The 22,228-nt window shown below is 67.5% G+C and carries 22 protein-coding genes and 2 pseudogenes; 16 read left to right on the top strand and 8 right to left on the bottom strand.

Annotated elements, in window-relative coordinates:
* Nucleotides 1-183 precede the first annotated feature (183 nt).
* From ACFWI9_RS22660 to ACFWI9_RS22625, 8 genes are all read left to right on the top strand, one after another.
* Nucleotides 184-531, top strand: a complete 348-nt coding sequence (locus ACFWI9_RS22660) for a hypothetical protein (protein ID WP_387164579.1) — start codon at nucleotides 184-186, stop codon at nucleotides 529-531.
* 37 nt (nucleotides 532-568) lie between these two features.
* Nucleotides 569-853, top strand: coding sequence for a hypothetical protein (locus ACFWI9_RS22655; protein WP_387164577.1), 285 nt, complete (start codon nucleotides 569-571; stop codon nucleotides 851-853).
* A 15-nt stretch (nucleotides 854-868) separates the two neighbouring features.
* A complete protein-coding gene (locus ACFWI9_RS22650; RefSeq protein ID WP_387164575.1) occupies nucleotides 869-1,468 on the top strand; it encodes a hypothetical protein in 600 nt (199 codons plus the stop codon).
* Between the two features lie 87 nt (nucleotides 1,469-1,555).
* Nucleotides 1,556-2,605, top strand: a complete 1,050-nt coding sequence (locus ACFWI9_RS22645; protein ID WP_387164573.1) for an N-6 DNA methylase — start codon at nucleotides 1,556-1,558, stop codon at nucleotides 2,603-2,605.
* A gap of 249 nt (nucleotides 2,606-2,854) precedes the next feature.
* Nucleotides 2,855-3,043 carry a DUF4314 domain-containing protein gene (locus tag ACFWI9_RS22640; protein ID WP_387164572.1) on the top strand — a complete coding sequence of 63 codons (189 nt, stop codon included), beginning with the start codon at nucleotides 2,855-2,857 and terminating at the stop codon, nucleotides 3,041-3,043.
* Between the two features lie 67 nt (nucleotides 3,044-3,110).
* Nucleotides 3,111-3,917: a hypothetical protein gene (locus tag ACFWI9_RS22635; protein WP_387164571.1), complete on the top strand. Its 807-nt coding sequence runs from the start codon at nucleotides 3,111-3,113 to the stop codon at nucleotides 3,915-3,917.
* A gap of 55 nt (nucleotides 3,918-3,972) precedes the next feature.
* Nucleotides 3,973-4,527 carry a DUF6349 family protein gene (locus ACFWI9_RS22630; RefSeq protein WP_387164570.1) on the top strand — a complete coding sequence of 185 codons (555 nt, stop codon included), beginning with the start codon at nucleotides 3,973-3,975 and terminating at the stop codon, nucleotides 4,525-4,527.
* Between the two features lie 1,047 nt (nucleotides 4,528-5,574).
* Nucleotides 5,575-6,234: an HAD family hydrolase gene (locus tag ACFWI9_RS22625; protein WP_387164569.1), complete on the top strand. Its 660-nt coding sequence runs from the start codon at nucleotides 5,575-5,577 to the stop codon at nucleotides 6,232-6,234.
* On the opposite strand, the gene ACFWI9_RS22620 is transcribed toward ACFWI9_RS22625, so the two are convergent.
* Entirely contained in the window at nucleotides 6,215-7,489 is a 1,275-nt protein-coding gene (locus ACFWI9_RS22620; RefSeq protein ID WP_387164567.1) for a transcriptional regulator, read from the bottom strand. The two genes, ACFWI9_RS22625 and ACFWI9_RS22620, sit on opposite strands and share 20 nt — an antisense overlap.
* 240 nt (nucleotides 7,490-7,729) lie before the next feature.
* Here ACFWI9_RS22620 and ACFWI9_RS22615 point away from each other — a divergent pair, with 240 nt between their 5' ends.
* From ACFWI9_RS22615 to ACFWI9_RS22600, 4 genes are read left to right on the top strand one after another with little or no spacing between them, the layout of a single operon-like run.
* A complete protein-coding gene (locus ACFWI9_RS22615) occupies nucleotides 7,730-8,089 on the top strand; it encodes a hypothetical protein (protein WP_387164566.1) in 360 nt (119 codons plus the stop codon).
* Between the two features lie 5 nt (nucleotides 8,090-8,094).
* The gene (locus ACFWI9_RS22610; RefSeq protein ID WP_387164564.1) at nucleotides 8,095-9,396 is read left to right on the top strand and encodes a radical SAM protein; all 1,302 of its coding nucleotides are present in this window, start codon (nucleotides 8,095-8,097) and stop codon (nucleotides 9,394-9,396) included.
* Entirely contained in the window at nucleotides 9,393-10,292 is a 900-nt protein-coding gene (locus ACFWI9_RS22605) for a radical SAM protein (RefSeq protein ID WP_387164562.1), read from the top strand. The genes ACFWI9_RS22610 and ACFWI9_RS22605 overlap by 4 nt, the downstream gene beginning before the upstream one ends.
* A gap of 30 nt (nucleotides 10,293-10,322) precedes the next feature.
* Entirely contained in the window at nucleotides 10,323-11,093 is a 771-nt protein-coding gene (locus tag ACFWI9_RS22600) for a hypothetical protein (protein ID WP_387164560.1), read from the top strand.
* A 56-nt stretch (nucleotides 11,094-11,149) separates the two neighbouring features.
* Here ACFWI9_RS22600 and aspS read toward each other — a convergent pair whose 3' ends face one another.
* Entirely contained in the window at nucleotides 11,150-12,460 is a 1,311-nt protein-coding gene (gene aspS, locus ACFWI9_RS22595; RefSeq protein WP_387164558.1) for an aspartate--tRNA(Asn) ligase, read from the bottom strand.
* Between the two features lie 510 nt (nucleotides 12,461-12,970).
* A pseudogene (locus ACFWI9_RS22590) lies at nucleotides 12,971-14,158 on the bottom strand (helicase-related protein); the annotation flags it as partial.
* A 42-nt stretch (nucleotides 14,159-14,200) separates the two neighbouring features.
* Between ACFWI9_RS22590 and ACFWI9_RS22585 the strand changes: the two are divergent.
* Nucleotides 14,201-15,061, top strand: coding sequence for an XRE family transcriptional regulator (locus ACFWI9_RS22585; RefSeq protein WP_387164605.1), 861 nt, complete (start codon nucleotides 14,201-14,203; stop codon nucleotides 15,059-15,061).
* A 10-nt stretch (nucleotides 15,062-15,071) separates the two neighbouring features.
* The gene (locus ACFWI9_RS22580) at nucleotides 15,072-15,554 is read left to right on the top strand and encodes an NUDIX domain-containing protein (protein WP_387164557.1); all 483 of its coding nucleotides are present in this window, start codon (nucleotides 15,072-15,074) and stop codon (nucleotides 15,552-15,554) included.
* A gap of 489 nt (nucleotides 15,555-16,043) precedes the next feature.
* On the opposite strand, the gene ACFWI9_RS22575 is transcribed toward ACFWI9_RS22580, so the two are convergent.
* From ACFWI9_RS22575 to ACFWI9_RS22565, 3 genes are all read right to left on the bottom strand, one after another.
* Complete coding sequence (locus tag ACFWI9_RS22575) at nucleotides 16,044-16,829, bottom strand: MBL fold metallo-hydrolase (RefSeq protein WP_387164556.1); 786 nt, start codon at nucleotides 16,827-16,829, stop codon at nucleotides 16,044-16,046.
* A 71-nt stretch (nucleotides 16,830-16,900) separates the two neighbouring features.
* Nucleotides 16,901-18,130 carry a multidrug effflux MFS transporter gene (locus ACFWI9_RS22570; RefSeq protein ID WP_387164603.1) on the bottom strand — a complete coding sequence of 410 codons (1,230 nt, stop codon included), beginning with the start codon at nucleotides 18,128-18,130 and terminating at the stop codon, nucleotides 16,901-16,903.
* 188 nt (nucleotides 18,131-18,318) lie between these two features.
* Nucleotides 18,319-19,179, bottom strand: a complete 861-nt coding sequence (locus ACFWI9_RS22565; RefSeq protein ID WP_387164554.1) for an NAD(P)H-binding protein — start codon at nucleotides 19,177-19,179, stop codon at nucleotides 18,319-18,321.
* Nucleotides 19,180-19,256: 77 nt separating this feature from the next.
* Between ACFWI9_RS22565 and ACFWI9_RS22560 the strand changes: the two genes are divergently transcribed.
* Entirely contained in the window at nucleotides 19,257-19,703 is a 447-nt protein-coding gene (locus tag ACFWI9_RS22560; protein WP_387164552.1) for an Rrf2 family transcriptional regulator, read from the top strand.
* Between the two features lie 423 nt (nucleotides 19,704-20,126).
* On the opposite strand, the gene ACFWI9_RS22555 is transcribed toward ACFWI9_RS22560, so the two are convergent.
* Nucleotides 20,127-20,303: a hypothetical protein gene (locus ACFWI9_RS22555; RefSeq protein ID WP_387164551.1), complete on the bottom strand. Its 177-nt coding sequence runs from the start codon at nucleotides 20,301-20,303 to the stop codon at nucleotides 20,127-20,129.
* A gap of 197 nt (nucleotides 20,304-20,500) precedes the next feature.
* Nucleotides 20,501-20,821: pseudogene (locus ACFWI9_RS22550) on the bottom strand (transposase); the annotation flags it as partial.
* A gap of 186 nt (nucleotides 20,822-21,007) precedes the next feature.
* Here ACFWI9_RS22550 and ACFWI9_RS22545 point away from each other — a divergent pair.
* On the top strand, nucleotides 21,008-22,228 hold a 1,221-nt coding region (locus ACFWI9_RS22545; RefSeq protein WP_387164549.1), incomplete at its 3' end, for a beta-propeller fold lactonase family protein.

The raw sequence follows: 22,228 nt of genomic DNA, 5'->3' as shown, positions 1-22,228 counted from the left end.
CTTTACCCTCGGCCGCGCCCGGGGTTACCACGTTTCGGCGACCGGTGCCCCCGTCGCCGATCGGGCCGTCCGGAAGCTGTCGCGCTCTTGAAGGCGACCGGCCCCCATCTGTTCGCGATCACGGCCCAACCATCCCCCGAATGCACATAGAAAAGAACTATCGGGGTTACTCGAGGAGAGTACATGCCCAGCCGATCACCGATACCGCTGTTCGACGCACCAGACCACCACTTCGGCGCCATGGTCCTGGTCATCCTCACCCGCCAACCCGACGATGCGACCCTCCGCGCCGCCGCCCGCCTCGCGGACAACGCCGCGATCGCCGCCTGGGCACTGCGCCCCGACCACCTCACGACGCTCACCGTCGGGCAGTACCGCCAGCTCCTCGACTACGCCGCAGCCCCCGAGGTGTTCGACCTCGCCCTGCATCTCGACGGCGACAGGAAGCACATCCGCACCCTCATAGACCACATCGCGAGCGAGGTCGATGACCTCCTCGCCTACTACGGCCCGCCGCACGCCCAGAGCTGACCGTTCCGCCAGCACCACCACACCCAAGGAGAGATCAATGGCTAGTTCAGACGAGCCCACGTGGTGGGTCATCTACCAGGAGCCCGAGCCCACGACGATGGAACTCCATGCCGTCGAACTTGAGCCCGCCGACGAGAAGGTCCGCGACAAGTGGCGCAGTGACCTGACCAACGCAGGGAAGCACATCTCTGTCGTGAACGCTCCCGACATCGACGCCGCGATCAACATCGCCTACGCAAAGTGGCTCGGCGAGCGCATCTCCAACCTCCGTCGCCAGGCCCTCGCTGACGCCTCCGACGCAGCCCACCCCAACACTCTCTAGACACCGGAGATCGACGTGCACAACATCGCCTTGCAGTTCATCTGCGCCACATTCGCCAGCCGCTACGGCATCCATCCGGCCTCCACCGAGAGCGCCCTGCTCGCAACCCTTGACCAGATCCACGCCGAATCGCACGACCCCACCGTCGCCCGATCCGGACTCACCCCCGACCAGTACCGCCGCGAATCCATACGAACCCCCCGCTTCACCGCCATGGTCACGGCCGCAGCTTTGTGGGCGGAAGGCCGAGAAGCTGACAGTCGCCTGGCGTGGGAGGCATACGTTCAGCAGGAGGCGTCGGACGCCGAACACGCCCACCGTGCCGTCCCGCCGACCGCCCTCCTCGGAAACCCCGAAGAGATCCACCGCGTCGGCCGCCGAGTCGGCCTCAGTGACGACCAGACCGACCAGCTCATACCCGGCATCGTGCGCACCCTGGCCACCGGATACCCGCACCGTGCACCCAACCTGCGCCACCTGAGCCTCACCGGAGTGCTCGCGGAAGTCACCGCCGACGACCTCACCCTTCTGCTCCGGCACGCCGCCCTGGTCGCGGACGGACGCCGTGACGAGGCCACCGCCATGCTCCGCCGCATCCAGCGCGCAGCCCGCTGAACACACCGCACGTCGGCCCGCCCTCACGTGGGCCGACGTGCGGCATCACGGCCCAACTCCAGCAGCCCCAGGACCAGGAGAAGCAGCATGAGCCAGCTCGACCTGTTCGCCGACCCCGACGAGCCGCCGGCACCGCCCACCCCCGTACCGCCGCCCCGCAGACTCCTCACCGACCTTCCGCCAGCGCCTACCCCCGTCACCACCTCTGCTCAGCCGCGACCGAAGCTCGCAACCGTCAAACCCCAGCTCGGGCACTACCGCCCCTCCTCGCGCAACCCGCACGAGACCGCATTCGACATCGCGGAGGCTGTCAGCCACGCCTGGCACCATGCCCACTGCGGAGGCGGAATCGAAATCCCCGTGGGGGTTGTCGCGACGCTCGCCTTGTGGCCCCTGCGCGGCCCCGACGCCTACCTGGCCGCAGACTGGTGGCTCAGCCTTGACGACAGTCAACTCCTCACCGCGTTCCGTGAATGCTGGGCGCGCTGGTGGATCGCCCGCCCCGATCTCATCGACCGGGCCACGCCCCTGCACAAGTGGGTCGATGACGAGAAGCCGGAGCCCAGTCGAGCCCGAGCCGTCAGGGCGGTAGTCGAAGCCGCCCTCACCAGGGGGCTGCTGCACCTCACCAGCAGCGACGATGCAGACCTCCGCTCCACCACTGACGTAATGGGGGCCGTGCTGGCCGTCATACGGTCCCAGGGCGCTCGCGACGCGCTCGCGGAATTCCACACGCCTCCGGAACTCGCCTACGTGATGGCCAGGATGTTGCTGGACGGTATGCCGCTTGAGCCCGGTATGAAGTTCGATGAACCCGCCGGCGGGACCGGCGGTATGTACCGCGCAGCCGTCCAAGTCATGCGAGAACGTGGCATCGACCCCCACCAGTTCGGCTGGTCGCTGACTGACATAGACCCGCTCGCGGCAGCCGGGGCCGCCGTCAACGCGGTCCTCTGGGACCTCGGTCCGCACGTAGTGATCGCCTGCGGCGACACACTCCACGAGGGCAACCTCACCGCCAAGGCGGCGCAGGAGGCACGCGAGTCCCTGGAGCGGCGCGACACGTTGCACTCGCAGGCCGCCTTCCTCGCGGCGATCCGGAAGGTCGAGGCTCTGGTGCGAGGTATGGCCGCCTAACCAGGGGAGAACACCCCCCGAAATCTCTCGAATGTGATCTTGACCCTCCCTTGAATGCATATAGAATAGAAGCATCGGGAAGGGGTGGCGATCCCTGCGCGTGCGACCACTGCTTCGACTGCGGAACCGGCCCCACCGAAACCTGCGAACACGACGCGCAGCAAAGGGCCAGCGTCGGACCCAGCCTCCGGCCGGGGCCGACCGGCAGCCCAACCACGACCTCCCCAACACGCCGCAGATGGAGAGCAGATGACCTACAAGAGGGGCGACCGCCTCGCCCTCGTTCAGACCACCGACCATCACACCGAACTCAAGCCCGGAGACGAGGGGACCGTCCGCCGTTTTGACGCCGGTCTCTCGATCCTTCACGTGGCCTGGGACAGCGGCTCCACCCTCTCGATGCTCCTCGACGACGGCGACGAGGTGCGCCCCGCGTAGCCCCACCGGGCTCGCCCAGCCGGGGCGGGCCCGGAATTCCACCAGTAGACCTCTTGGAGATACACGCATGCTCATCACCGACGCCGCAGTCCGAGAGGCAGCGGCCACCCTCGCCCGCTACCTCGGGGAGAGCTGGGCCATCGACTCCGAAGCGCCCGCCGACGGCGCAGCCCACCTCAACCACCCTGACGGACGAACCATCAGCTTCCGTCCCGTCTTCGGCGGAAAGAGCGCCCAACTGTGGATCACGGGAAACAGCGCGCCCACACTGCCGGACAACGCCACCCCCACAGAGCAGGACGCCCACGAAGCCCACATCGGCATGCGCCTCCCCGAAGGACACCGCTACAACAAGGCAACAACCCTCATCACCGACGAAGACGAAGACCCCACCGTCATCATTCTGCGAACCCTCCAAGAGCACCTCCTTCCGGCCTTCGAATACAAGCCGCACTACGTCGGCCACCGCCCGTGGGCCGAACTCTTCGCCAAGGCACTCGACGCGCTCAACGACGAGTCAGCAACCACCGCCCCAGGCACCTCCTTGCGCGACTGCGGTCCCGAAGCCCACACCCGCCCCCACGACGAACACCCTGACTCGAAGAACGACAGCGAGCCTGAGCCTGAGCCGGAGTCCGATGCTGACCCGGCAGCCAAGGGGGAAACCGGGACGGACAACGACACGGTCAGGGACGCCCCTGACAGCCCCGTCCCTGCAACGGAACCCGCCTTCGAGGACGCCGGCCAGAAGACCGACACCGCGTCCGAACCAGCTCAGGAACCCACCGGTGACGGCGAACCTTCCGCCACCACCACGAACCGGCGACCCCGCAAGCGCACCACCAAACGCCGCCCCAAGGCCAGCACCACCTGACACCCACAACCCAGCCCGGGGGCGCGGCCTGACCGCGCCCCCGATCCGGAGCGCCATGAACAACAACCTCGGAGCCATCGCCCGCCAACGCCACTACATCTCCCTGCGGCACGCGGACAGAGAAGTACGCAGACGCACCTGGTCCATCAGCTACGGACTCCCAGGATTCACCACCCAATTCGGCACACCGCCACAACCCGCCACCCGACACACACCAACCTCGATGGACCGAGCCGTCGCCGACGCCAAATGGATCAACCGCGGAGCCTGCCTCGCATGTACATGGGAAGGCCCCGAACGCCACCGGCGTGACGAAGCAATCGAAGACGCCCACGACCACACCCACCCCGGATGGCGGCAACTGCCGATCTTCCACCCATGCCCAAGCGGCAAAAGCGCAAAGACCTGGCAACGCCACCTGGAGAGCACCTACCCCGAAGGCTGGTTCGACGCCGGCGGCCCGCTCCGGCTGTACGCGAAGCCCCCCTTCGACATGCACGATGCCGGCGCCGCCCCAGGCGGAGGGTTCATCCTGTACACCGCCTACCGTGACCGCGTGACCTCCAGCGCCCTACAGCCCACCCTGGAAGACGAGGGTGCGGCCAGATAATCTGACCTCGCGACGTCTGGCCTGCGAGAATGGCCACAGAGGCTCTGCCCCGGATTCAGGGGCGGAGCCTCTGCGCGTGGGAAGGGAAATCCGCTGATGCAGAGTTCGAAGCAAGTCGTTGAGCTGGCACGACATGTTCGATACCCAAGACACTCTGCCCGAACGCGATCGCGCAAGGACGGTGTCGGGACGCAGTCGGGACGCAAGGACAGGAACAGACCGACAAGGGCGAAGGGGTGCCGACACACAGCACCCCTCCTGACCAGGCAAAACGATGCGATCGGGTGTAGATCCGCAAGGACCGTCAAGATCCCCAAAGGACTCATAATCCGTCGGCCGTGGGTTCGAGTCCCACCCGCCCCACCACGAAGTGGTCCAGCAGAAACGTTCTGACCAGCGAGTTTGCTGGTCGGGGCGGCCATGGAAGGATCTCGACGACCCACTGTTGATCATGATTTCATGATCGTGAGGACAGATTGAGGACGTCGAGTCCAGATAAGTCGGACAATTGGCTTTTTGGGTTGCCGGTCGAAGTGCCGGGGCATCTCGGCACTGAGCCCCGCGCCAGCGAACTAGCCTGATCTGGAGTCAACCCGGCGGGCATTGCCGGGCCTCGCCTGTAAGCGCGTCTCAGAAGCAGTCGGGCCTGTGCCTCACCGGGTTCGCTTGGAGAGTGATAGATGCTGTCGACGGGACTGTGGTGGTCGGACGCAGGATGCCGTCGGCGGCGAGCACATCGCCCGGCCACTTTTGGAGGCGCGGTTGCATAGCCTGTGTGCGAAACCGCCCCGTACTGAGCCTTCCCGATGGTGCGTCCCGCTCTCGGCTCTAGGGAACCGACTGCGAGGTCGGTGCGCTCTATGTCGTCGGCCCCGGACGTCAGGCGCCGTGCCCGCGTCCGCGATCAGTGGCCGCAGCGAGCGGTGCTGGGGATTCTCACATCGGTCGTGCTCGTGACCGTTGAACGGATCGGTACCGGGTGGCGGGGTCGAACCCAGACCGAAACGGCTGCATCACCCTGGCGCCGGACCGTCTAACCTGCCGAACATGATTCGTGCTGTGGTGTTCGATGTCGGTGAGTGCCTTGTTGACGAGACCCGTGAGTACGGGACGTGGGCGGACTGGCTGGGGGTGCCGCGCCACACCTTCGCGGCGATGTTCGGGGCGGTCATCGCGCAAGGACGGGACTACCGGGAGACGTTCCAGGAGTTCCGGCCGGGGTTCGACCTGACCGAAGAGCGTGAGAAGCGCGCAGCTGCCGGGAAGCCGGAGTGGTTCGGCGAGGGTGATCTGTACCCGGATGTCCGGCCGACGCTGACCGCCTTGCGTGGGGCGGGGCTGTGGGTGGGCATCGCCGGGAACCAGACCGTGCGGGCCGGCGGCCTGCTGCGTGGGCTTGACCTCCCTGCTGACATGATCGCGACCAGCGACGACTGGGGCGCGTCGAAGCCCGACGTGAAGTTCTTCGAGCACGTCATCGAGGCGACGCCCGCCGAGCCGGGCGAGATCCTCTATGTCGGTGACCGGCTCGACAACGACATCCGCCCGGCCGTAGAGGCCGGGCTTCTTACCGCCCTGATCCGACGTGGCCCCTGGGGCACGATCCAGCAGCGCGACCCGGACGCGGATGCGATCACGACGATGCGCATCGATTCGCTCACCGAGCTGCCGGAGAAAATCGCAAAGTTCAACGCTGAAGGGCGCTGACGGTCGTACCCCAGTCGTAGAGACGGTCATCGAGGTCCCGTACGCACCGCTCGTTCTGCCAGGGAGCGAGCGTGCGGCGTAGCTCACGCACGCGGTCCATGCCGGTGGCGTACCAAGTGATCGCCAACTGGTCGAGGGCCTGAATGCCGTAGCGGCACGCCTCTTCAGGCCTTCCGTCGGCGGCTTCGACTGCGGCGAGGTCACCGAGGATGACGGTGCGCTGCTTGGCCGACTCGGGCGGCAGGCCGTCAAGCACGTCATGGAGTGTTTGGCGCGCTTGTGGAAGGTGGCCGGCCTTCAGTTGCGTGTTCCCTTTGAACGCGGACAGGCGGATGGGGCTGAACCAGTCGAGCCACTCGGGAGTGGCGTGCCCGGGGCCTGTGGCGAATATGTCCTCGGCGCGACGGATCAACCGTAGCGCCGTGTGAGGATCTCCGCAGCGGGTCTCGCACTCCGCCTCGACGGCATCCAGCCACGCCCAGAATTCCGCCGACGCCTCTCCACGGCGGGCATACGTACGAGCCGCCGTCATCCGCTCGCTTGCCGCATCCCGCTCACCCGCCCAGCCCGGGATGAAAGCCGTGTGGGCGAGTATCGCCGCTCCGAGCAACGGATCGTCCGCTTCGCCTGCTGCCTGTAGGGCCCGCAGCAGGCTCTCGGAAGCCCGCTCCGGCTGGCGCAGGTCGAAGAACTCGATACGGCCGGCCAATAGATAGGACTCAGCCAACGCGGCCGCGAGGGTCCGACGGGCTGGGTTTGCCGTCTCTGGTAGAAGGGCGCAGCCCAGCCGGGTGTGCTCCAGGACTGCTGGGTGTAGCACGGCAGGTGCGACGGACCAGTACAAGTGTCGATGTGAGCGTGTGACTGTCTCGAAGTCCTTTCCGACGGTTGCTGGTTGTACCGAGGCTCTCCCTTGAGCAGGGACGGACGCCAGTCGCGTTCCCGGCACCGAAGCATGCGGAGTGGCGTTGGTCGCCGAGCTGGTCTGGGGCCGTGTGTTTCCCCAAGGAGGGATGAAGCCGAGGTCTTCCATGCTCTGTCCCAGAAGGTGGGTCAGTACCCGGTGCACATCGGGCTGTGGCCAGGGCGGTGTGGCGGACTCCCAGCGCCTGACCTGCCGGACGCCGACGGCCAGACCTCTGATACCGAGCGTCAATGCCACTTCGGTGATCGCGTCGGCCAAGGCTTGCTGGGAGTTGTAACCAGCAGCGAGGCGAGCGGCTTTGAGCCTGGTGTTGCCTGCGGGACGGGCCATGGATCTCCTCCGGAGCGAGCTCTCTCACCAGGGTGACATGCGATGTCCTCGATACGGCGGAAAATGACCTGCCGAGCAACAAGTAAGCTCTGTCGAAGTCCTTTTGATGACCGGTCAGAGTCCTCGAATAGGGCGTTGCGTGCTCAGCATGATGTGACCACTCCGCGACGAGGGCCTGCCGGTCTCCAGCGGATGCAAGGGGCTGTTCCAGCACATCCAATGCAGAAGAGAGGATCCGTCATGCCGCAAGCCAGGCGAGAGAAGAAGGACCACTTGATCTACGCGGACGTCGTGGACTCCAAGTCCAAGGCGGGCGTGTGGATGGGCGAGCGCGCCTCCTTCCAGGAGAAGCAGGGCCGCATCATCGAGGCGCTCAAGGAACAGACCGACTGGGTCGAGCTGAAGGACGCGATCATGGTCATCGGCACCGACCCGGCCGGCATCACGGTCATCGCGCCGAACCCGACGCTGCCCGGCATGATCGTCCTCGCCGACGGCGGCTCTCCGGCCACCTCCGCGAAGCTCCAAGCCGCAGCCGAGGAGAAGGTCCGTGCAGTCATGGGCGACCTCGGCATCGCCGAAGAGGAAACGGCGGCCTGACCACCATGGCCGCCCCCCGAATGCTGTGGGGGAAGTACTTCCAGTATGAGCGGGACGGGGAAGCAGTTCTCCTCGACCCCGTCGGGCTGGACAGTGTGTTCATCGACTCCGGCGAGGTCCACGACCTTGCCGGGGTCCCCCCGACTGCGACCCACGAAGCCCTCGCCGGGCTCGGCTTCACCCCCGACGGTCCTGCGGACGATCAGCGTGCAGCACTCCACAGCCGTCTTCGACTTCTCGGCCTCGATGCCACGCCCCATCGCATCAGCGGTCTACGCGTGGTCCTCACCGACCGCTGCAACATGGCCTGCACCTACTGCTTCGTCGATACGAATACCGGCAAGCCGGACATTACGAAGAAGGAGCTGTCGCAGGGGCTGGAGTTCCTCTTCGAGCAGAACGCCGGGCAGCAGGAGGTGTCCATCCAGTGGTTCGGTGGCGAGCCGACCATCCGCTTCGACCTCATGCGGTACGGCGACCAGCTCTCCGACACCCTCGCCGACCGCTACGACGTAACCAGGGTGCGGCGCACCGTCGTTACCAACGGGGCCCGCTTGACGGACGATGCCCTCGACCACTTCGTCGCATACGAGTACGGGGTCGGCATCTCCATCGACGGCCCGCCGGGCATCAACTCGGCGAACCGCCTCTTACTCGGCGGCCAGCCCGCCGACGACCGCATCCGTCGAAACGTCGCCCGGTTGGTCGCGGCAGACGGGCTGCACGTGGGCTGCAACCTCACCCCGACGGCCGCGAACATCGGACGCCTCGATGAGACCGTCCGATGGATCATCGATGACCTCGGGTTACGGTTCATCTACGTCAACACCCCCATCCCGACCGCGGGCCGCTGGCAGGTCAACGGGGCGGACCTGGCCCACGAGCTGTACGAAGCCCGACTGGCTGCACTCGGGCGGGGCGGCATGCTGTTCTCCGTCCTGGACCGCGCCTTCCAGGCCCTCGACACCCGTCGGCCGATGCTGTTCGACCACATGCAGGGCGACCGCAGCCTGAATGCTGCCCTCTTGCCCGGCAACCGGGTCAGCCTGTGCGACATCAACTTCACCGAGGCGTCGTTCCTGCACACCCTTGACGAGCTCCGCGCCAATCCCGGACTCCTTGCCGGAGTAGCGAAGAAGGTCGCTCCAGTTCCTGAGTGCGGGACCTGCCCGGCGCTCGCCATCTGCGGCGGGCCGTCGCGCAATGAGCAGGCTCTCGTCGGAGGCGGTACCCCGGATCCGGAGATGTGCGCGTTCTACCGGAGCACCGTGGAGATCGCGGTGTGGGACAACACGGGGGTGCAATGAGTACTCACGTCAGTACTGCGCTGATCTCCACGGCCGGGCACTGCAAGGTGGCTTGCGGGTTCTGCTTCAGGGCCGACCGCGCCCACGGCTTCCTCGACACCGCGACCTACGCCCGCACTTTGTCGCGGCTGAAAGAGGTAGGTGTGGAAGGGGTGTGCTTGAGCGGCGGCGAACCGACGCACCATCCGCAGCTCCGGCAGCTTGTACGGCTGGCTCATCAGTTCGGCATGCCGGTGTCGATGGTCACGTCGGCCCGCACCGTGGCCGAGGTGACCGTCCTGTCCCGGGTAGCACACCTCCTGGCCAACGTCACCGTCTCCGCCGACTCGCAGGGCGCGATGCTGTTGGGGCGCACGACTCGCACCGCGGCCTCAGGCGTCGACACGCTGCGCGGTGTCAGCACCGAGACGAAGATCCTGCACGTCACCTGCTGGGACCTGAGCGACAAAGAGTGCCAGGACGTTGCGGCCCTCGTCTCCGCGGCAGGGGTAGAGGTCCAGTTCAGTCCTGTCGTACTCGACGAACGCGCCCTGCACCGCGACGGCACATCGGTCCAGGACTATCTGGCGCAGCAGCAGCTCGACGCCGACATACTGGGCCGCCACTTCAACCTCTCCGACCGCTACCGGGCCTATCTAGACGAGCTGCGGGAATTGCACTTCCCCGCCGTCCAGGGCGAGAGATGGTCGTGCCGCTCGGCGACCGCGTATGTCACCGCAGATGGTGACATCCGGCGCTGCCCCTACAGCCAGGCGTCGGTCAGTGCCCACGCTCCCCGGGCTGCGATCAGGTGCTTCCTGACCGCCCCGGCGCAGGACCGGGTGACCCCGGACTGCGCCGCCATCTGTCGCCCCTCCGCCGCGCCCGACGGCCGCGACGCATCGTGCGCCGCATAGACGGGCGCAAACGACTCCTTGGACCGCGCTATGACGATCACGACCCCTGACGGCTTCACCCAGCGGTGGCGACAGCCGCCGAATTTCACACTGGAGGTGGGCTTCGACTACGTGTTCCTGCCTGCTGTCGACATCCTCGACTACGTCCGTAGGGACGAAGGGGTCCGCTTTACCCTCCTCGGGGATGACGACTGGCAGGTGTGCATGGACCGCACCGCAGCTTTCCGGACCGCGCCGATCGAGGAGGTGGTCACATGGACATTCCGGCTGGTGCACTTCAATCTGAGCCGCTTCTATGCCGACCTCCTGCATGGGTTCCAGGAGGAGGTCATGGTCCCCTGGCGCTCCCATCTGTCTGCCCAGGGCTTCACCTGGCAGCGTCTGGCACCGGTCCTGTTCCTGTCCACCGCGGGCGCCGCCTCGACGTACCACAACGACAACTCGCACGGTCTTGTCTGGCAGGTCCATGGCGCCAAGACCTTCCACAGCTACCTCGAACCCGACGAGCACCTAGCAGCCGACGCGGCGGTCCTTGGCGAGACCACGGGCGAGGAACCTCCCGAGCATGATGAGTCCGACCGTCAGTCCGTCACCATGCGGCCCGGGGACCAGCTGTGGAGCCATGCGCTGACGCCCCACTGGGTCACCACCGAGTCGGCGCTCGCCATGAGCGTCACCCTCTCGCACGGTGGCCTCTGCCACCAAGGCTGCTTCTCCGAGCGGGAACTGGCGCTGCGGGCCTACTGGGACGAGAATCCCGACGAGGCGTGGGTGCATGACCTCCGCAACGTCCGCTACTAAAACCGCGTCCCACGACACGAGGCAGGCCCGTGTCGTGGGACGCATCCAGTGGCCGGCTACGGGGTGAGCCGGTTAGGTCCCCGGAAGAGGAAGGTCGCTTCGCGGATGGAGTCCAGGCCCAGCAGCACCATCAACACCCGCCCAAGCCCCATGCCGAGCCCGCCGTGCGGAGGACACCCGTACCGGAACGCATTCAGGTAGTCCTGCAGCGGCTCGGGGCTCATGCACTTCTCGGCGGCCTGCTTCAGCAGCATGTCGTACCGGTGCTCACGCTGGGCACCGGTGGTGACCTCCAGCCCCTTCCACAGCAGGTCGAAGCTCAAGGTCACGCCAGGGTCGTTTGCCGACCGCATGTGGTAGAAGGGCCGAATGCCCACCGGATAGTGCGTGATGAACACGAACTCATGCCCGGTGGCCTCCTTGATATGAGCAGAGATGCTCCGCTCCCCCTCGGGGTCCAGGTCCTCCTTGACCCCCGCCGGGTCCCAGCCACCCTTGCGCAGGATCTCGTGTGCCTCGGCCATCGTGATCCGAGGGAAAGGCGTGGTGGGGACGGTGACCTCGACGCCGAAGTGCTCGCGGATAGCCTCGCCGTGCGCGTCGACGACCTTGGCGATCGCGTGCGCGAGCATCTGCTCCTCGAATGCCATCACGTCCTCGACGCCGTCGATCCAAGCCAGCTCCAGGTCGACGCCCGTGAACTCTGTGGCGTGCCGGGACGTGAACGACGGCTCGGCACGGAAGACCGGGCCGATCTCGAAGACCTTGTCAATGCCGGCCGAGATCGCCATCTGCTTGTAGAACTGCGGTGACTGCGCCAGGTAGGCACTGCGGTCGAAGTAACCAAGTTCGAAGACCTCCGCGCCGGACTCCGAAGCCGTGCCCATGAGCTTGGGGGTGTGCATCTCCGTGGCGCCCTGCGCGTACGCGTACTCGCGCATCCCCTGCTCCAGGGTGGTCTGCACGACGAACATCAGCTGGGTGGCGGGACGGCGCCGTACATCCAGGAACCGCCAGTCCAACCGCTGCTCCAAGCCGGTGTGCTCGTCGATCGGCAGCGGCGTGGCGGCCAGGTTCAGGACCTCGACAGCCTCGGGAACGATCTCCAGGCCGCCGAGTTTCACCTGGGCAGCGTCGACGACGCGGCCGGTGATGCATACGGCGGACTCGGGGGTGAGGGCTTCGAGCAGGGACTCCAGCGGTCCGCCGTCGCGCTTGTGGGTCACCTGCACCATGCCGGTGCCATCCCGCACGATCACGAACTGCATCTTGCTCTGCAGGCGCAGGGTGTTTACCCACCCGCAGACGGAAACGGTACGGCCGACGTGTTCTCGCAGGTCGGAGACGTGTACGCGGCTTTGGATCATTCGGTCCTCCGAAGGACGTCGTCATGATCCCTTGGGAGTGCGGGCGAGAAGGGCAACTCGCGGTACCACCGCACTTTCGCCGCCACATGGTGACGGCCTCATTCGGGCCCGATGACGGGGGCCGGCCGGCGGGGCATTGGACCACCGATCGGGGTCGTTCCTCCCCGCGCTCGGGAGGGTCTTCGCCTCGGGGTGCGAGACCGCCTTCGCAGCTACCGGCGGTTCTCTCAGCTCGCGTGATCCCTGGCTACTCGTCTCCGTCAACGCGTTGCCCGAAAGAATATGAAGACTGCGACGCGCCCGCAATCAATTAGCCCATGTGGTCGCCTCACGCCGGGGCCCGTGGGGCAAAATCGGCCTGTGTGTTCCCGGTGAGCTCGCCCAGCTGGGCGCAAGCGGCATTGGCTGCTGAGGCCGCCAAAAGAAATGATCAGCGAGACCTACAAGCCTGATCTCTCGGAGACCAGCCCATGACGTCGGCTTGTTGGCATCGCATTGATTGATACCCGGTCACTGTCCCAGGACTGTGAACTTTGTCGGTCCTCTCAGCGCCGCGGTCGCACCGTCCAGATCCGCGAGCCGTGCGGCAAGGGTGGCCTCCGCGAGCCGGGGTGGCAGTGCGGCGCTGAACTTGAGGCCGTTCAGTGCACGCGCGTCCACTGCGGGAAGGCACAGTTGATCGGCGGCTTCCGAAGTGGCCTTCCTCCATTCCGTGGGCGTCACGTCCTCGCGAAGCCGGATACAGGTATCGGTTGGCCTCTGCAGCGGATCGGCGATCGTGGTGAGTGTGGCGGCCAGGGTCGCGTTGGCCCGATAGCCGGCCCAGGTCCACCAGCGTACGTTGGTGTCCCTCCCGCCTCTTGCGACCACTGTCCCGTCGGCGTGTACGAGTGCGCAGTTGCTCTTGCGTGCTTGGGCGAGCGCGGTATTGGCACGTCCGGTGAGGGTGACCGGTGGGTCAGTGCCGAGGAGTACTTCACGCGCCGCCTGAGTCAGTTCGTACGAGGCGGTCCGACCGGAACCTGCTCCTCCCCAGCGCGCCTTGCCGCCGCCGTCGGTCGGTTCGACGAAGCATCGCCGCCGGGACCAGTCGATGTACGTCACCTGCCAACTCTGTCCGGCGAGGAGCAGGCGCCGAGGACCCGCCACCTCTTCGGTCAGCAGCGCGGGATTGGTCGTGCCGATTTCGGTACGGCCTGAGAGCACCGTGAATTCCGGAGCCGCGGTGAACACCGCGGTGAGGTCCATGAAGTGCCGGTAGCCGAAGCGGCGTTCCGCCTCGGGGCCGATGAACAGCATCCCCCCGTCCCGGTCCAGGAACCCCTCGTCGATTAGGTGGCGGACGACGGGCTCGGCCGAAGTTCCGAAGGGGCCAAGCCCTCCCCACCATTCCTGCCACAGTCGGTCTCCGACCCGGTGCTCCTGGAGGCACAGGGCCAGTACTTGTTGGGCGACGATGTGCCGGGGTTCTGGTGGGGCCATCACTGGCTCCACCCAGCCGCGTGACCACAGCAGTAGTAGGGCTGCTGCACCGACCAGTCCGTCCTCGTCGACGGTGAGGAACAGGCAGTTACGGGTGGAACCCGGCCGCCGGCCGGTACGGCCAAGCCGCTGGAGGAAGGAAGCCACGGTGGCGGGCGCATCGATCTGGATGACGCGGTCCAAGTCGCCTACATCGAAGCCGAGTTCCAGGGTGCTGCACCACCTGCCCTGCAGGACCTCCGAGGCAACGTTAGCGACGTGCTCGATGCCTACCAGGCATCTCGGTACGGCTTCGCCACCCGACGTCTCCCCCTTGTCCTGGCCGATGCACTCGCCGCGTCCCGCACTTATTCGGGGCACGAGGCGGAGGGAGCCCACGCCCTGCTGGCCCTCGCATACCACGGCGCCGCCATGGTGCTGGGCAAGGTCGGAGAGTCCGAGCTGGCATGGATCGCCGCGGACCGTGGTCTGGCAGCAGCGCACTACAGCGGCCGCAGCGAAGTCACGGGATCGCTCTTCCGAGCAGTCACGCACTGCCTCCTGGCCACCGGACGCTTCACAGCCGCGGTCCAGCTGGTGAATGACGCAGCGGGGGTCATGCAGCCGGAGCTGGGCAACGCCAACGACGAGTACCTCTCCGTGTACGGCACGCTGTTTCTCACGGGCGCGATGGCCGCCGCCCGGGCAGAAGACCGGGCGACCACGCAGACCTTCCTCCGCGAGGCGAACGAGACCGCGCAACGACTCGGCGCCGACGCCAATCACATGTGGACGGCCTTCGGCCCAACCAACGTGGCCATCCACCGCGTAGCCACCGCCGGCGAACTCGGCGACATCCAGATCGCCGCGGACCTGGGCTCACGAATCGACACCACCGCCCTGCCCGTGGAGCGGCGCGTAAGGCACAGCCTCGAAGTCGCCAGGGCGCTGAGCCACTGGAACCGCACCGACGACGCCGTGGCAGTCCTGCTCGAAGCCGAACAGGCCGCTCCCGAGCAGGTGCGCCACCACTACCTGAGCCGGGAGCTCGTCATCGGCTGGATACGCGGAACCAGGGGTCGGCCTTCCCTACCCGTGGCAGACCTGGCCCGCAGACTGGGCATCGTGGCGGGCAGCTAGAGTCCGATCCGTGAGCGAGAACGAGCACGAAGCGAAGATGGCCCACCCCCGCATGGCAGCCGGTGCTCTCTTCTTCGACGAGGCCGATCGAGTCCTCCTCGTCGAGCCGTCCTACAAGGACTACCGAGATATCCCGGGAGGCTACGTCGAGGAGGGGGAGTCGCCCCGACAAGCCTGCGTGCGCGAGGTCCAAGAGGAACTCGGCATCGCACCCCACATCGGCCGCCTCCTCGTCGTCGACTGGGCACCGAACCCGGGCGAGGGGGACAAGGTCCTCTACCTCTTCGACGGCGGCCGCCTGAGCGCCGACGACCGCCAGCGGATCGCGCTGCAAGCGAACGAGCTCCGCGGCTACGATTTCCACCGCGCCGAGCAGGTGCCTGAACTCACCATCCCACGCCTGGCGCGTCGCATCGCCGCTGGTGTCCAGGCCCGAGTGAACGGCCTGACCACCTATCTGGAACACGGGAAGTCGCCGGAAACTGGGGAGTGACCACATCTGCGTTCGATAGCCATGCACAAGGCTGCGCAACCGTCTGGGCCGCCCGGCGGCCTTGACCCCCAGCCAGGAGCGCCTCGTAGTACGCCTGGCTGGAACTGGGGCATTCGCTCAACGTCTCGTCAGAGGTGCTGGACGCATCGCCCGGGCCCTACGTCTGGACGAGGCCGAGCGTCAGGACCTGCACGGCCTGGCCCGATCGGCCAAGCCCTGCAGCCGCCGGCGCCCCGCGCCGGAGCCGACCGCCCAACTGCCGGATGCGCTGGGCGGGACGTCCCCGAGATCGTGATCGGCCGGCGCAGTGCCTCGGTGGCCACGGCCGGGTACGCCGCCGCGACAGACACCGGCACCAGTAACGGCGCCCAGCGCCCGTGTCGGTGGCGAAGGCCCGTGATCGCCTCCGGCGGAAGCGGGAGGAGCGGTCGGAGAGGACTGTGGCGCAGGCGCCGTCCCGACCAGCAGCCACAGTAGGGACGACAGCACTCAGTGGCGTACGGGCGGGAGCGGAACAGGTTCTCCGTCGTCCACGATCATGGCGGTGATGCCGCGTGCCTCCGCGGCCCGGCGGAAGCGCCGCTCGATGTCGGGCTGCTCAGTGTAGGCGGGCGGGTTGTGGAAGAGCCCGTAGTGCATCGCGCAGACCGCGGAGGCGCCGAGGACTTTGGCGGCCTCGACTGCCTGCTCGGGTGTCATGGTGACGGGTACGTCGGCTTCGTAGCCCTCGAAGCGGCATATGACGCCGTTGACGGGCACGAACGCGATATCGAAGGGGCCGTGGTCGCGGGCGATCTGCCACCAGTTGCCGTGCCACATGGTGTCACCGCAGTGGATGATCCGCCGGCCGCCGCCCGCCACGATCCAGGCGACCTGGTCGCAGTCGCCGCCCCTCCAGTCCAGGGAGGTGACCGGCGTCACGGTCAAGGAGCCGACACGGCGCGGCTGTTCGAGCTCCTGCGGGATCACGTCGATGCCGGCCTCCCTGAGTTCCGGCGCGATCGGGGTGTGACAGCCGACGGTGCCGGAGAGAGCGAGCCGGGCGATCAGTTCCCGGTCGTAGTGGTCAGGGTGCAGGTGGGTGACCAGGGCGTGTGTCCCGGAGGGGCTGTCGACGGCAAGGACGGGCCGCCGCGGTGATCCCATGACGGGAGTGAGCGGCTCGACGTGCTCGAGTGGGTCGATGAGAACGCGGGTGTCGCCGAGACTGATGTCGACGCCGGCCCAGGCCAGGCGACGTACGCGGAACGTTTCTGCGGGGATCTGGCTGGTCATGGTGAGCCTCCTGATGTGGCTGGTCGCCGCTGTTCGGACACTGGTCTGCGGATGTGCGACGGTCGTCGCCGTCACAGTGGAAGGTGATGGGCGGGTTTGGGCGGTTCCTGCAGGGCGGGGGCGCCGGTGCCGGATTGGCGGCGGCGATGCGCGGCCGTGGGACGTGCGAGTACGGCGAGGGTGACGGCCGCCGCGGCGGTGAGTGCGGCCATGACCGCGGCCATGGGTGTCACATCGCCGGGTCCGTGCACGCCTGCCAGGGGCGCGGCCAGGCCACCGAACAGGAACTGGCCGCAGCCGAGCAGCGCCGCTGCGGCGCCGGCGTGAGCGCCGTGGTTCTCCAGGGCCAGCGCGGGCGTGTTGGGCAGCACGAGCCCCACGCTCGTGATCACGACGAAGAGGGCGGCGAGCACCGGCCACAGCCCCGCGCCGGTGAGCGCGAGGACGAGGAGGGCGACACTGCCGGAGGCCGAGCCGATCACACCGCAGCCCAGCAGCAGCCGGGCGTCGACGCGGCGGACGACCCGTCCGTTCGCCTGGGCCGCGGCGACGAGTCCCAAGGCGTTCATGGCGAAAACGACGCTGTACTGCTGCGGCGACAGACCGTAGATCTGCTGGAGCACGAAGGGGGAACCCGAGATGTAGACGAACATGGCCGCGAACACCAGCGCGTTGGCGAGCGCGTACCCCATCAGAATCCGGTCCCTCAGCAGCCGGCCGTACACCGATCCGGCCGCTCGCAGACCGCCGGGCCGACGGCGGTGCGCGGGATGGCTCTCCGGCAGCGCACCGAGGCACACGACGAAGACCACGACACTCAGCGCGGCGAGCGCGACGAAGATCTCGCGCCAGCCCGACAGTCTCAGGATCTGGGCGCCCGCGAGCGGGGCGACTATCGGCGCGAGGCCCGTCACCAGCAGCAGCAGCGAGAAGTACCGTGCCGCCGCCCGCCCTGTGTGGAGGTCACGCACGTACGCATAGGCGATGACAAGAGCGAAGGCACCGCTTGCCCCCTGCAGGCCCCGGAGCAGGACGAGGATCTCCGCGTTCGGGGCGAGGGCGCACGAGAACCCTGCCGCCGCGTACCCGGCGAGTCCGAACAGCAGCGGTCTGCGCCTGCCGAGCGCATCGCTCATCGGGCCGGCCACGAGCTGGCCGACGGCCAGACCGACGAGGCAGGCCGTCACCGTCAGCTGGACCCTCGACGCGGAGCTGTCCAGATCCTCTGCGAGCCGGGGCAGGCCCGGTACATACGCGTCGGTGGACAGCGGTCCGAGCGCGACGAGAAGGGCAAGGATCACCAAGACCGAAGCACTCCGCGCGGGGTCCTCTACCGCACGATCGGCACCGTTTCTCTTCTTGTTCTTGGCCAATTCCGAATTCCTCTGTTCAAGCAGGGAGGGGTAACGGGGCGATCGGACAGCGCGTAGCGTCCGGAGCCGGAGCCGGAGCCGGAGCCGGAGCCGCCGTCGCCCCGCCCGTCCCGCGGTCAGGACGTCAGTGCCGTTCGGACGACATCGGCCAGAGCCATCGGTTGACGTCCAGTCAGGTCGGTGACCGTCGAGCTGACGTTTGCCAGATAGCCCTCGCGCGCCGCCGCGCCGAAAGAGGTCACGAGGTCCGCGGTCTCCTCCGGGAGTCCGGCGGCCCGCAGCCCGTCCGTGGACGTGTTGTCGTCGACGCTCACGAGTTCGACGTCACGGCCGCCGATCTCGCGTGCGAGGGCAGCGAGGTCTGCGCCGCTCAGCGCCTCGGGCCCGGTGACGTCGTATGCCAGATTCTCGTGCCCGCCCCCGGTCAGGACCGCGGCCGCCGCCGCGGCGCAGTCTTCCCGGGTCACATACGCGGTGGCCCCGGCGCCGCTGTTGGTCACGAGTCGGCCCGAGGCGACTGCTCGTTCGATGACCGGCACCTGCAGGTGCGCGTAGAGGTTGTTGCGCAGCACCGTCCACCGCAGGCCGCTGTCGCGCAGCGCCTGCTCTGTGCCGGCATGGTCGGCGACCACCCGCGCGGGGTTCCCCGGCACCGGTTCCGGCACGGAGGTGTACACGATGTGCCGGACGCCCGCGTCAGCCGCGGCCCGCACAGCCGCGCGCTGCTGTTCGAGACGCGCACCGACCGCATCGGTCGATATGAGCAGTAGCCGGTCCACGCCCTTGAACGCGGTGGCGAGGGTGAGCGGATCACCGAAGTCGACCCGCCGGACGTCGGCGCCGCGGCCGGCCAGGTCGGCAAGCGTCTCCGGACGCCGAGTCGCGAGCACGATCTCCCGCGGATCGACGGCCTGCAGTGCGAAGCGAGTGGCGGCGCGTCCCAGGGGCCCGGAGGCTCCGGTGATGGCGATCGTCATCCTCGATCCAATCTGTAGCTATCGTGATTACGAATTTGACTGTAGTCATGACGGTTACGAAATGGCAAGATGGAGCCATGGCCCGGTCGACCAACACCCAGTTCGCCGTCGCCGTGCACGTCCTGACCTATCTCGCGGGCGCCGCAGGCCGCCCCGTGAGCTCGGGAGAACTTTCCGAAAGCACCAAGGTCAACCCGGTCCATGTACGCCGGGTGCTCGGCCCACTGCGCAACGCCGGACTCGTACGGTCACGCCCCGGCGTCCACGGAGGCTGGGAACTTGCCACCGACGCACGGGACATCACGCTCGCCGAGATATGGCGCCTCCTCCAGGGCGCCGACCCCGTACTGGGACTGCACGGACCCGACCCCGCATGTGCCACCGGCCGCACCGTCCAGAACGCGCTCACCGCACTCGATCGAACAATCGCCGACGCCATCACCACCCAACTCGAAGACGTGACCGTCCACGACGTCCTCACCGGACGCGCCAACGCCACGCCCCAACCGCCCCAGCCCAGCTGATACCGAGAGCGCATGTTCGTCTCGTGCGTTGGTGTGACTGTGTGCTGATGAGCTGACGGTTGAGCAGGTCGAGTGGTGTTGCCCTGGCCGCGCCCGTGCGGTCGCGCCGTGGTCGAGTGCAACCCGCTCGGGAGGCTCCGGCTCGGCGGCGCGGAGGACGTCGACGACCTTGCCCGGCATGTCGAGGGTGGCCGGCCGCTCTGCGGCCGGAGCGTCTTCGTGGTCGGCGGGGGCTTGGCCGGGCATGAGGTCGGCGACGGCAAGGCAACTGATGCCGTGTGCGCGGTCCGGGACGGCATTGGGCCGGTCCTTCAGATACGCGGCGCGCACGGCGCGCCGGACGGAGCAGGTTCTCGAAGTCCCGTATCGCGGAGGGGCGTACGATGCGACCTTCTGCTGTCGCACACGCAGCGACATCCCCTTCTAGCCGAACGGCCCAAAGGGCTCCTCATCTGGCGCGTGATCTGGCACGGGCGCACCTGACCGACAAACGTAGTCGAGGAAGCTGACGAAGTGCTCGCCGGACTCCAGGCTCAGCGACAGAGTGCGGACGCTGTCGGCCTTCGGCGCTTCGCCGTACAGCTTGTAGGCAACCTCCACGATCTGCTGGGAGATCCGAGCTGTTGTCTGGCGTCTACGCGGTCGGCGAGCAAGGGGAAATCTGGATGGGGCAGCTCCTGACGGGTGAGTTGCCACCAGAAGACGAGATCGCGAAGGCTGAGGGCTTCCTCACAGGGCCGGGATCCGTTGAGGACCTTGAGCTCTTCTTCTACGACTGAATCACCGTTGCTTCGTCGTCATCGCCGCGTCCATATGAGGATGGCGGCGAGGTGGAGTGCGGCCTGGTAGGCGATGGCGAGCTTGTCCGTTCGCATGGCTAGGCCGCGCCACTGCTTCAGCCGGTTGATGCATCGCTCGACTGCGTTGCGTTGCCGATACGCCTCGGCGTCGAAAGCCGGTGGGCGACCGTCGGCGCGGCCTCGCCGCAGACGGTGGCCGATCTGGTCGGACGGCTGGGGGATGACAGCGCGGATTCCGCGTTGGCGGAGGTGATTTCGGGTCGCGCGGGATGAGTACGCGCGGTCCGCCAGGACGGCATCGGGTCGGGTCCTCGGTCTCGCACCCCGACTCTCTACCAGGGCGGCCGCGCGCCTCGGCACACTAAATGCGACGAACTGTCATAGTTCATCGCATATCAATCGAGTGAAACCTATTTCCGGAGGTTTGATATGACTATCCGTCAAATGGGGTCGGGGGCGGGGGTGGAAGAGGCTCTCCCATCGTCGGCGTCGCGCGGTTGTCGAGTGCACTACTCGTTGTGGGGTGGGCTGCTGCGGGCGCTGGTGGCCGGGCTGGTGCTGGTGGCCGGTCTCGCCTTGCCTGTGGTGGCCTCGCAACCCGCCCACGCCGTGCCGCCCGGCACCTACGCCTACGTCGCCAACGGCGGCGACGACTCGGTGTCGGTGGTCGACACGGCCACCAACACGGTCGTCGCCACCGTCACCGTCGGCACTAATCCGCAGGATGTGGCGGTAACCCCGGACGGCGCCTTCGTCTACGTCCTCAACAACAACGACACCACGGTGTCGGTGATCGACACCGCCACCGACACGGTCGTCGACACCGTCACCGTCGGCCTCAACCCGCGCGAGTTGGCGGTAACCCCGGACGGCGCCTTCGTCTACGTCACCAACTTCAGCGGCGACTCGGTGTCGGTGATCGACACGGCCACCAACACCGTCGTCGACACCGTCACCGTCGGTGACTCGCCGAACGGGGTAGCGGTGACCCCGGACGGCGCCTTCGTCTACGTCACCAACAGCAGCGACGACACGGTGTCGGTGATCGACACCGCCACCAACACGGTCATCGCCACCGTCACCGTCGGCGACGGGCCGTTCGGGGTGGCGGTGACCCCGGACGGCGCCTTCGTCTACGTCACCAACCAAACAGGCGACTCGGTGTCGGTGATCGACACCGCCACCAACACGGTCGTCGACACCGTCACCGTCGGCGACGGACCGCTCGGGGTGGCGATCGCGGTGGTACCCGTTCCGCCGACGCCGGCGTTCACTCTGGTGAAGACCGTCGGCGGGACATTCACCGCGGGCGGCCAGGGCACCTACACGCTGACCGTGACCAACACCGGCGACGCGGCCACCGACGGCACCACGGTCACCCTCACCGACACCCTCCCCACCGGCCTCACCGCGGCCAGCCTGTCGGGTACCGGCTGGACCTGCGTCCTCAACACCCTCACCTGCACCCGCACCGACACCCTCGACCCCGGTGAGAGCTACCCCCCGGTCACCCTCACGGTCGACATCGCCGCAGACGCGCCGGCCCAGGTCACGAACACCGCCGCAGTCTCCGGAGGCGGCACCACCGGCACCACCGCCACCGCCACCACCACCATCCAGCCTGCGACCGCGCCGGCGTTCACTCTGGTGAAGACCGTCGGCGGGACATTCACCGCGGGCGGCCAGGGCACCTACACGCTGACCGTGACCAACACCGGCGACGCG

The sequence above is a fragment of the Streptomyces sp. NPDC127084 genome (assembly GCF_042724175.1).
Classification (GTDB): Bacteria; Actinomycetota; Actinomycetes; order Streptomycetales; family Streptomycetaceae; genus Streptomyces.
The sequence above is the reverse complement of the archived record's forward strand: the minus strand, read 5'-3'. Positions and strand labels throughout refer to the sequence as shown.

Excerpts from the sequence above, each read along its gene's own strand:
- ACFWI9_RS22660 (WP_387164579.1), top strand. The coding sequence starts at position 184 with ATGCCCAGCCGATCACCGATACCGCTGTTCGACGCACCAGACCACCAC.
- ACFWI9_RS22655 (WP_387164577.1), top strand. The coding sequence starts at position 569 with ATGGCTAGTTCAGACGAGCCCACGTGGTGGGTCATCTACCAGGAGCCC.
- ACFWI9_RS22645 (WP_387164573.1), top strand. The coding sequence starts at position 1,556 with ATGAGCCAGCTCGACCTGTTCGCCGACCCCGACGAGCCGCCGGCACCG.
- ACFWI9_RS22640 (WP_387164572.1), top strand. The coding sequence starts at position 2,855 with ATGACCTACAAGAGGGGCGACCGCCTCGCCCTCGTTCAGACCACCGAC.
- ACFWI9_RS22635 (WP_387164571.1), top strand. The coding sequence starts at position 3,111 with ATGCTCATCACCGACGCCGCAGTCCGAGAGGCAGCGGCCACCCTCGCC.
- ACFWI9_RS22630 (WP_387164570.1), top strand. The coding sequence starts at position 3,973 with ATGAACAACAACCTCGGAGCCATCGCCCGCCAACGCCACTACATCTCC.
- ACFWI9_RS22625 (WP_387164569.1), top strand. The coding sequence starts at position 5,575 with ATGATTCGTGCTGTGGTGTTCGATGTCGGTGAGTGCCTTGTTGACGAG.
- ACFWI9_RS22620 (WP_387164567.1), bottom strand. The coding sequence starts at position 7,489 with ATGGCCCGTCCCGCAGGCAACACCAGGCTCAAAGCCGCTCGCCTCGCT.
- ACFWI9_RS22615 (WP_387164566.1), top strand. The coding sequence starts at position 7,730 with ATGCCGCAAGCCAGGCGAGAGAAGAAGGACCACTTGATCTACGCGGAC.
- ACFWI9_RS22610 (WP_387164564.1), top strand. The coding sequence starts at position 8,095 with ATGGCCGCCCCCCGAATGCTGTGGGGGAAGTACTTCCAGTATGAGCGG.
- ACFWI9_RS22605 (WP_387164562.1), top strand. The coding sequence starts at position 9,393 with ATGAGTACTCACGTCAGTACTGCGCTGATCTCCACGGCCGGGCACTGC.
- ACFWI9_RS22600 (WP_387164560.1), top strand. The coding sequence starts at position 10,323 with ATGACGATCACGACCCCTGACGGCTTCACCCAGCGGTGGCGACAGCCG.
- aspS (WP_387164558.1), bottom strand. The coding sequence starts at position 12,460 with ATGATCCAAAGCCGCGTACACGTCTCCGACCTGCGAGAACACGTCGGC.
- ACFWI9_RS22575 (WP_387164556.1), bottom strand. The coding sequence starts at position 16,829 with ATGACCAGCCAGATCCCCGCAGAAACGTTCCGCGTACGTCGCCTGGCC.
- ACFWI9_RS22565 (WP_387164554.1), bottom strand. The coding sequence starts at position 19,179 with ATGACGATCGCCATCACCGGAGCCTCCGGGCCCCTGGGACGCGCCGCC.
- ACFWI9_RS22560 (WP_387164552.1), top strand. The coding sequence starts at position 19,257 with ATGGCCCGGTCGACCAACACCCAGTTCGCCGTCGCCGTGCACGTCCTG.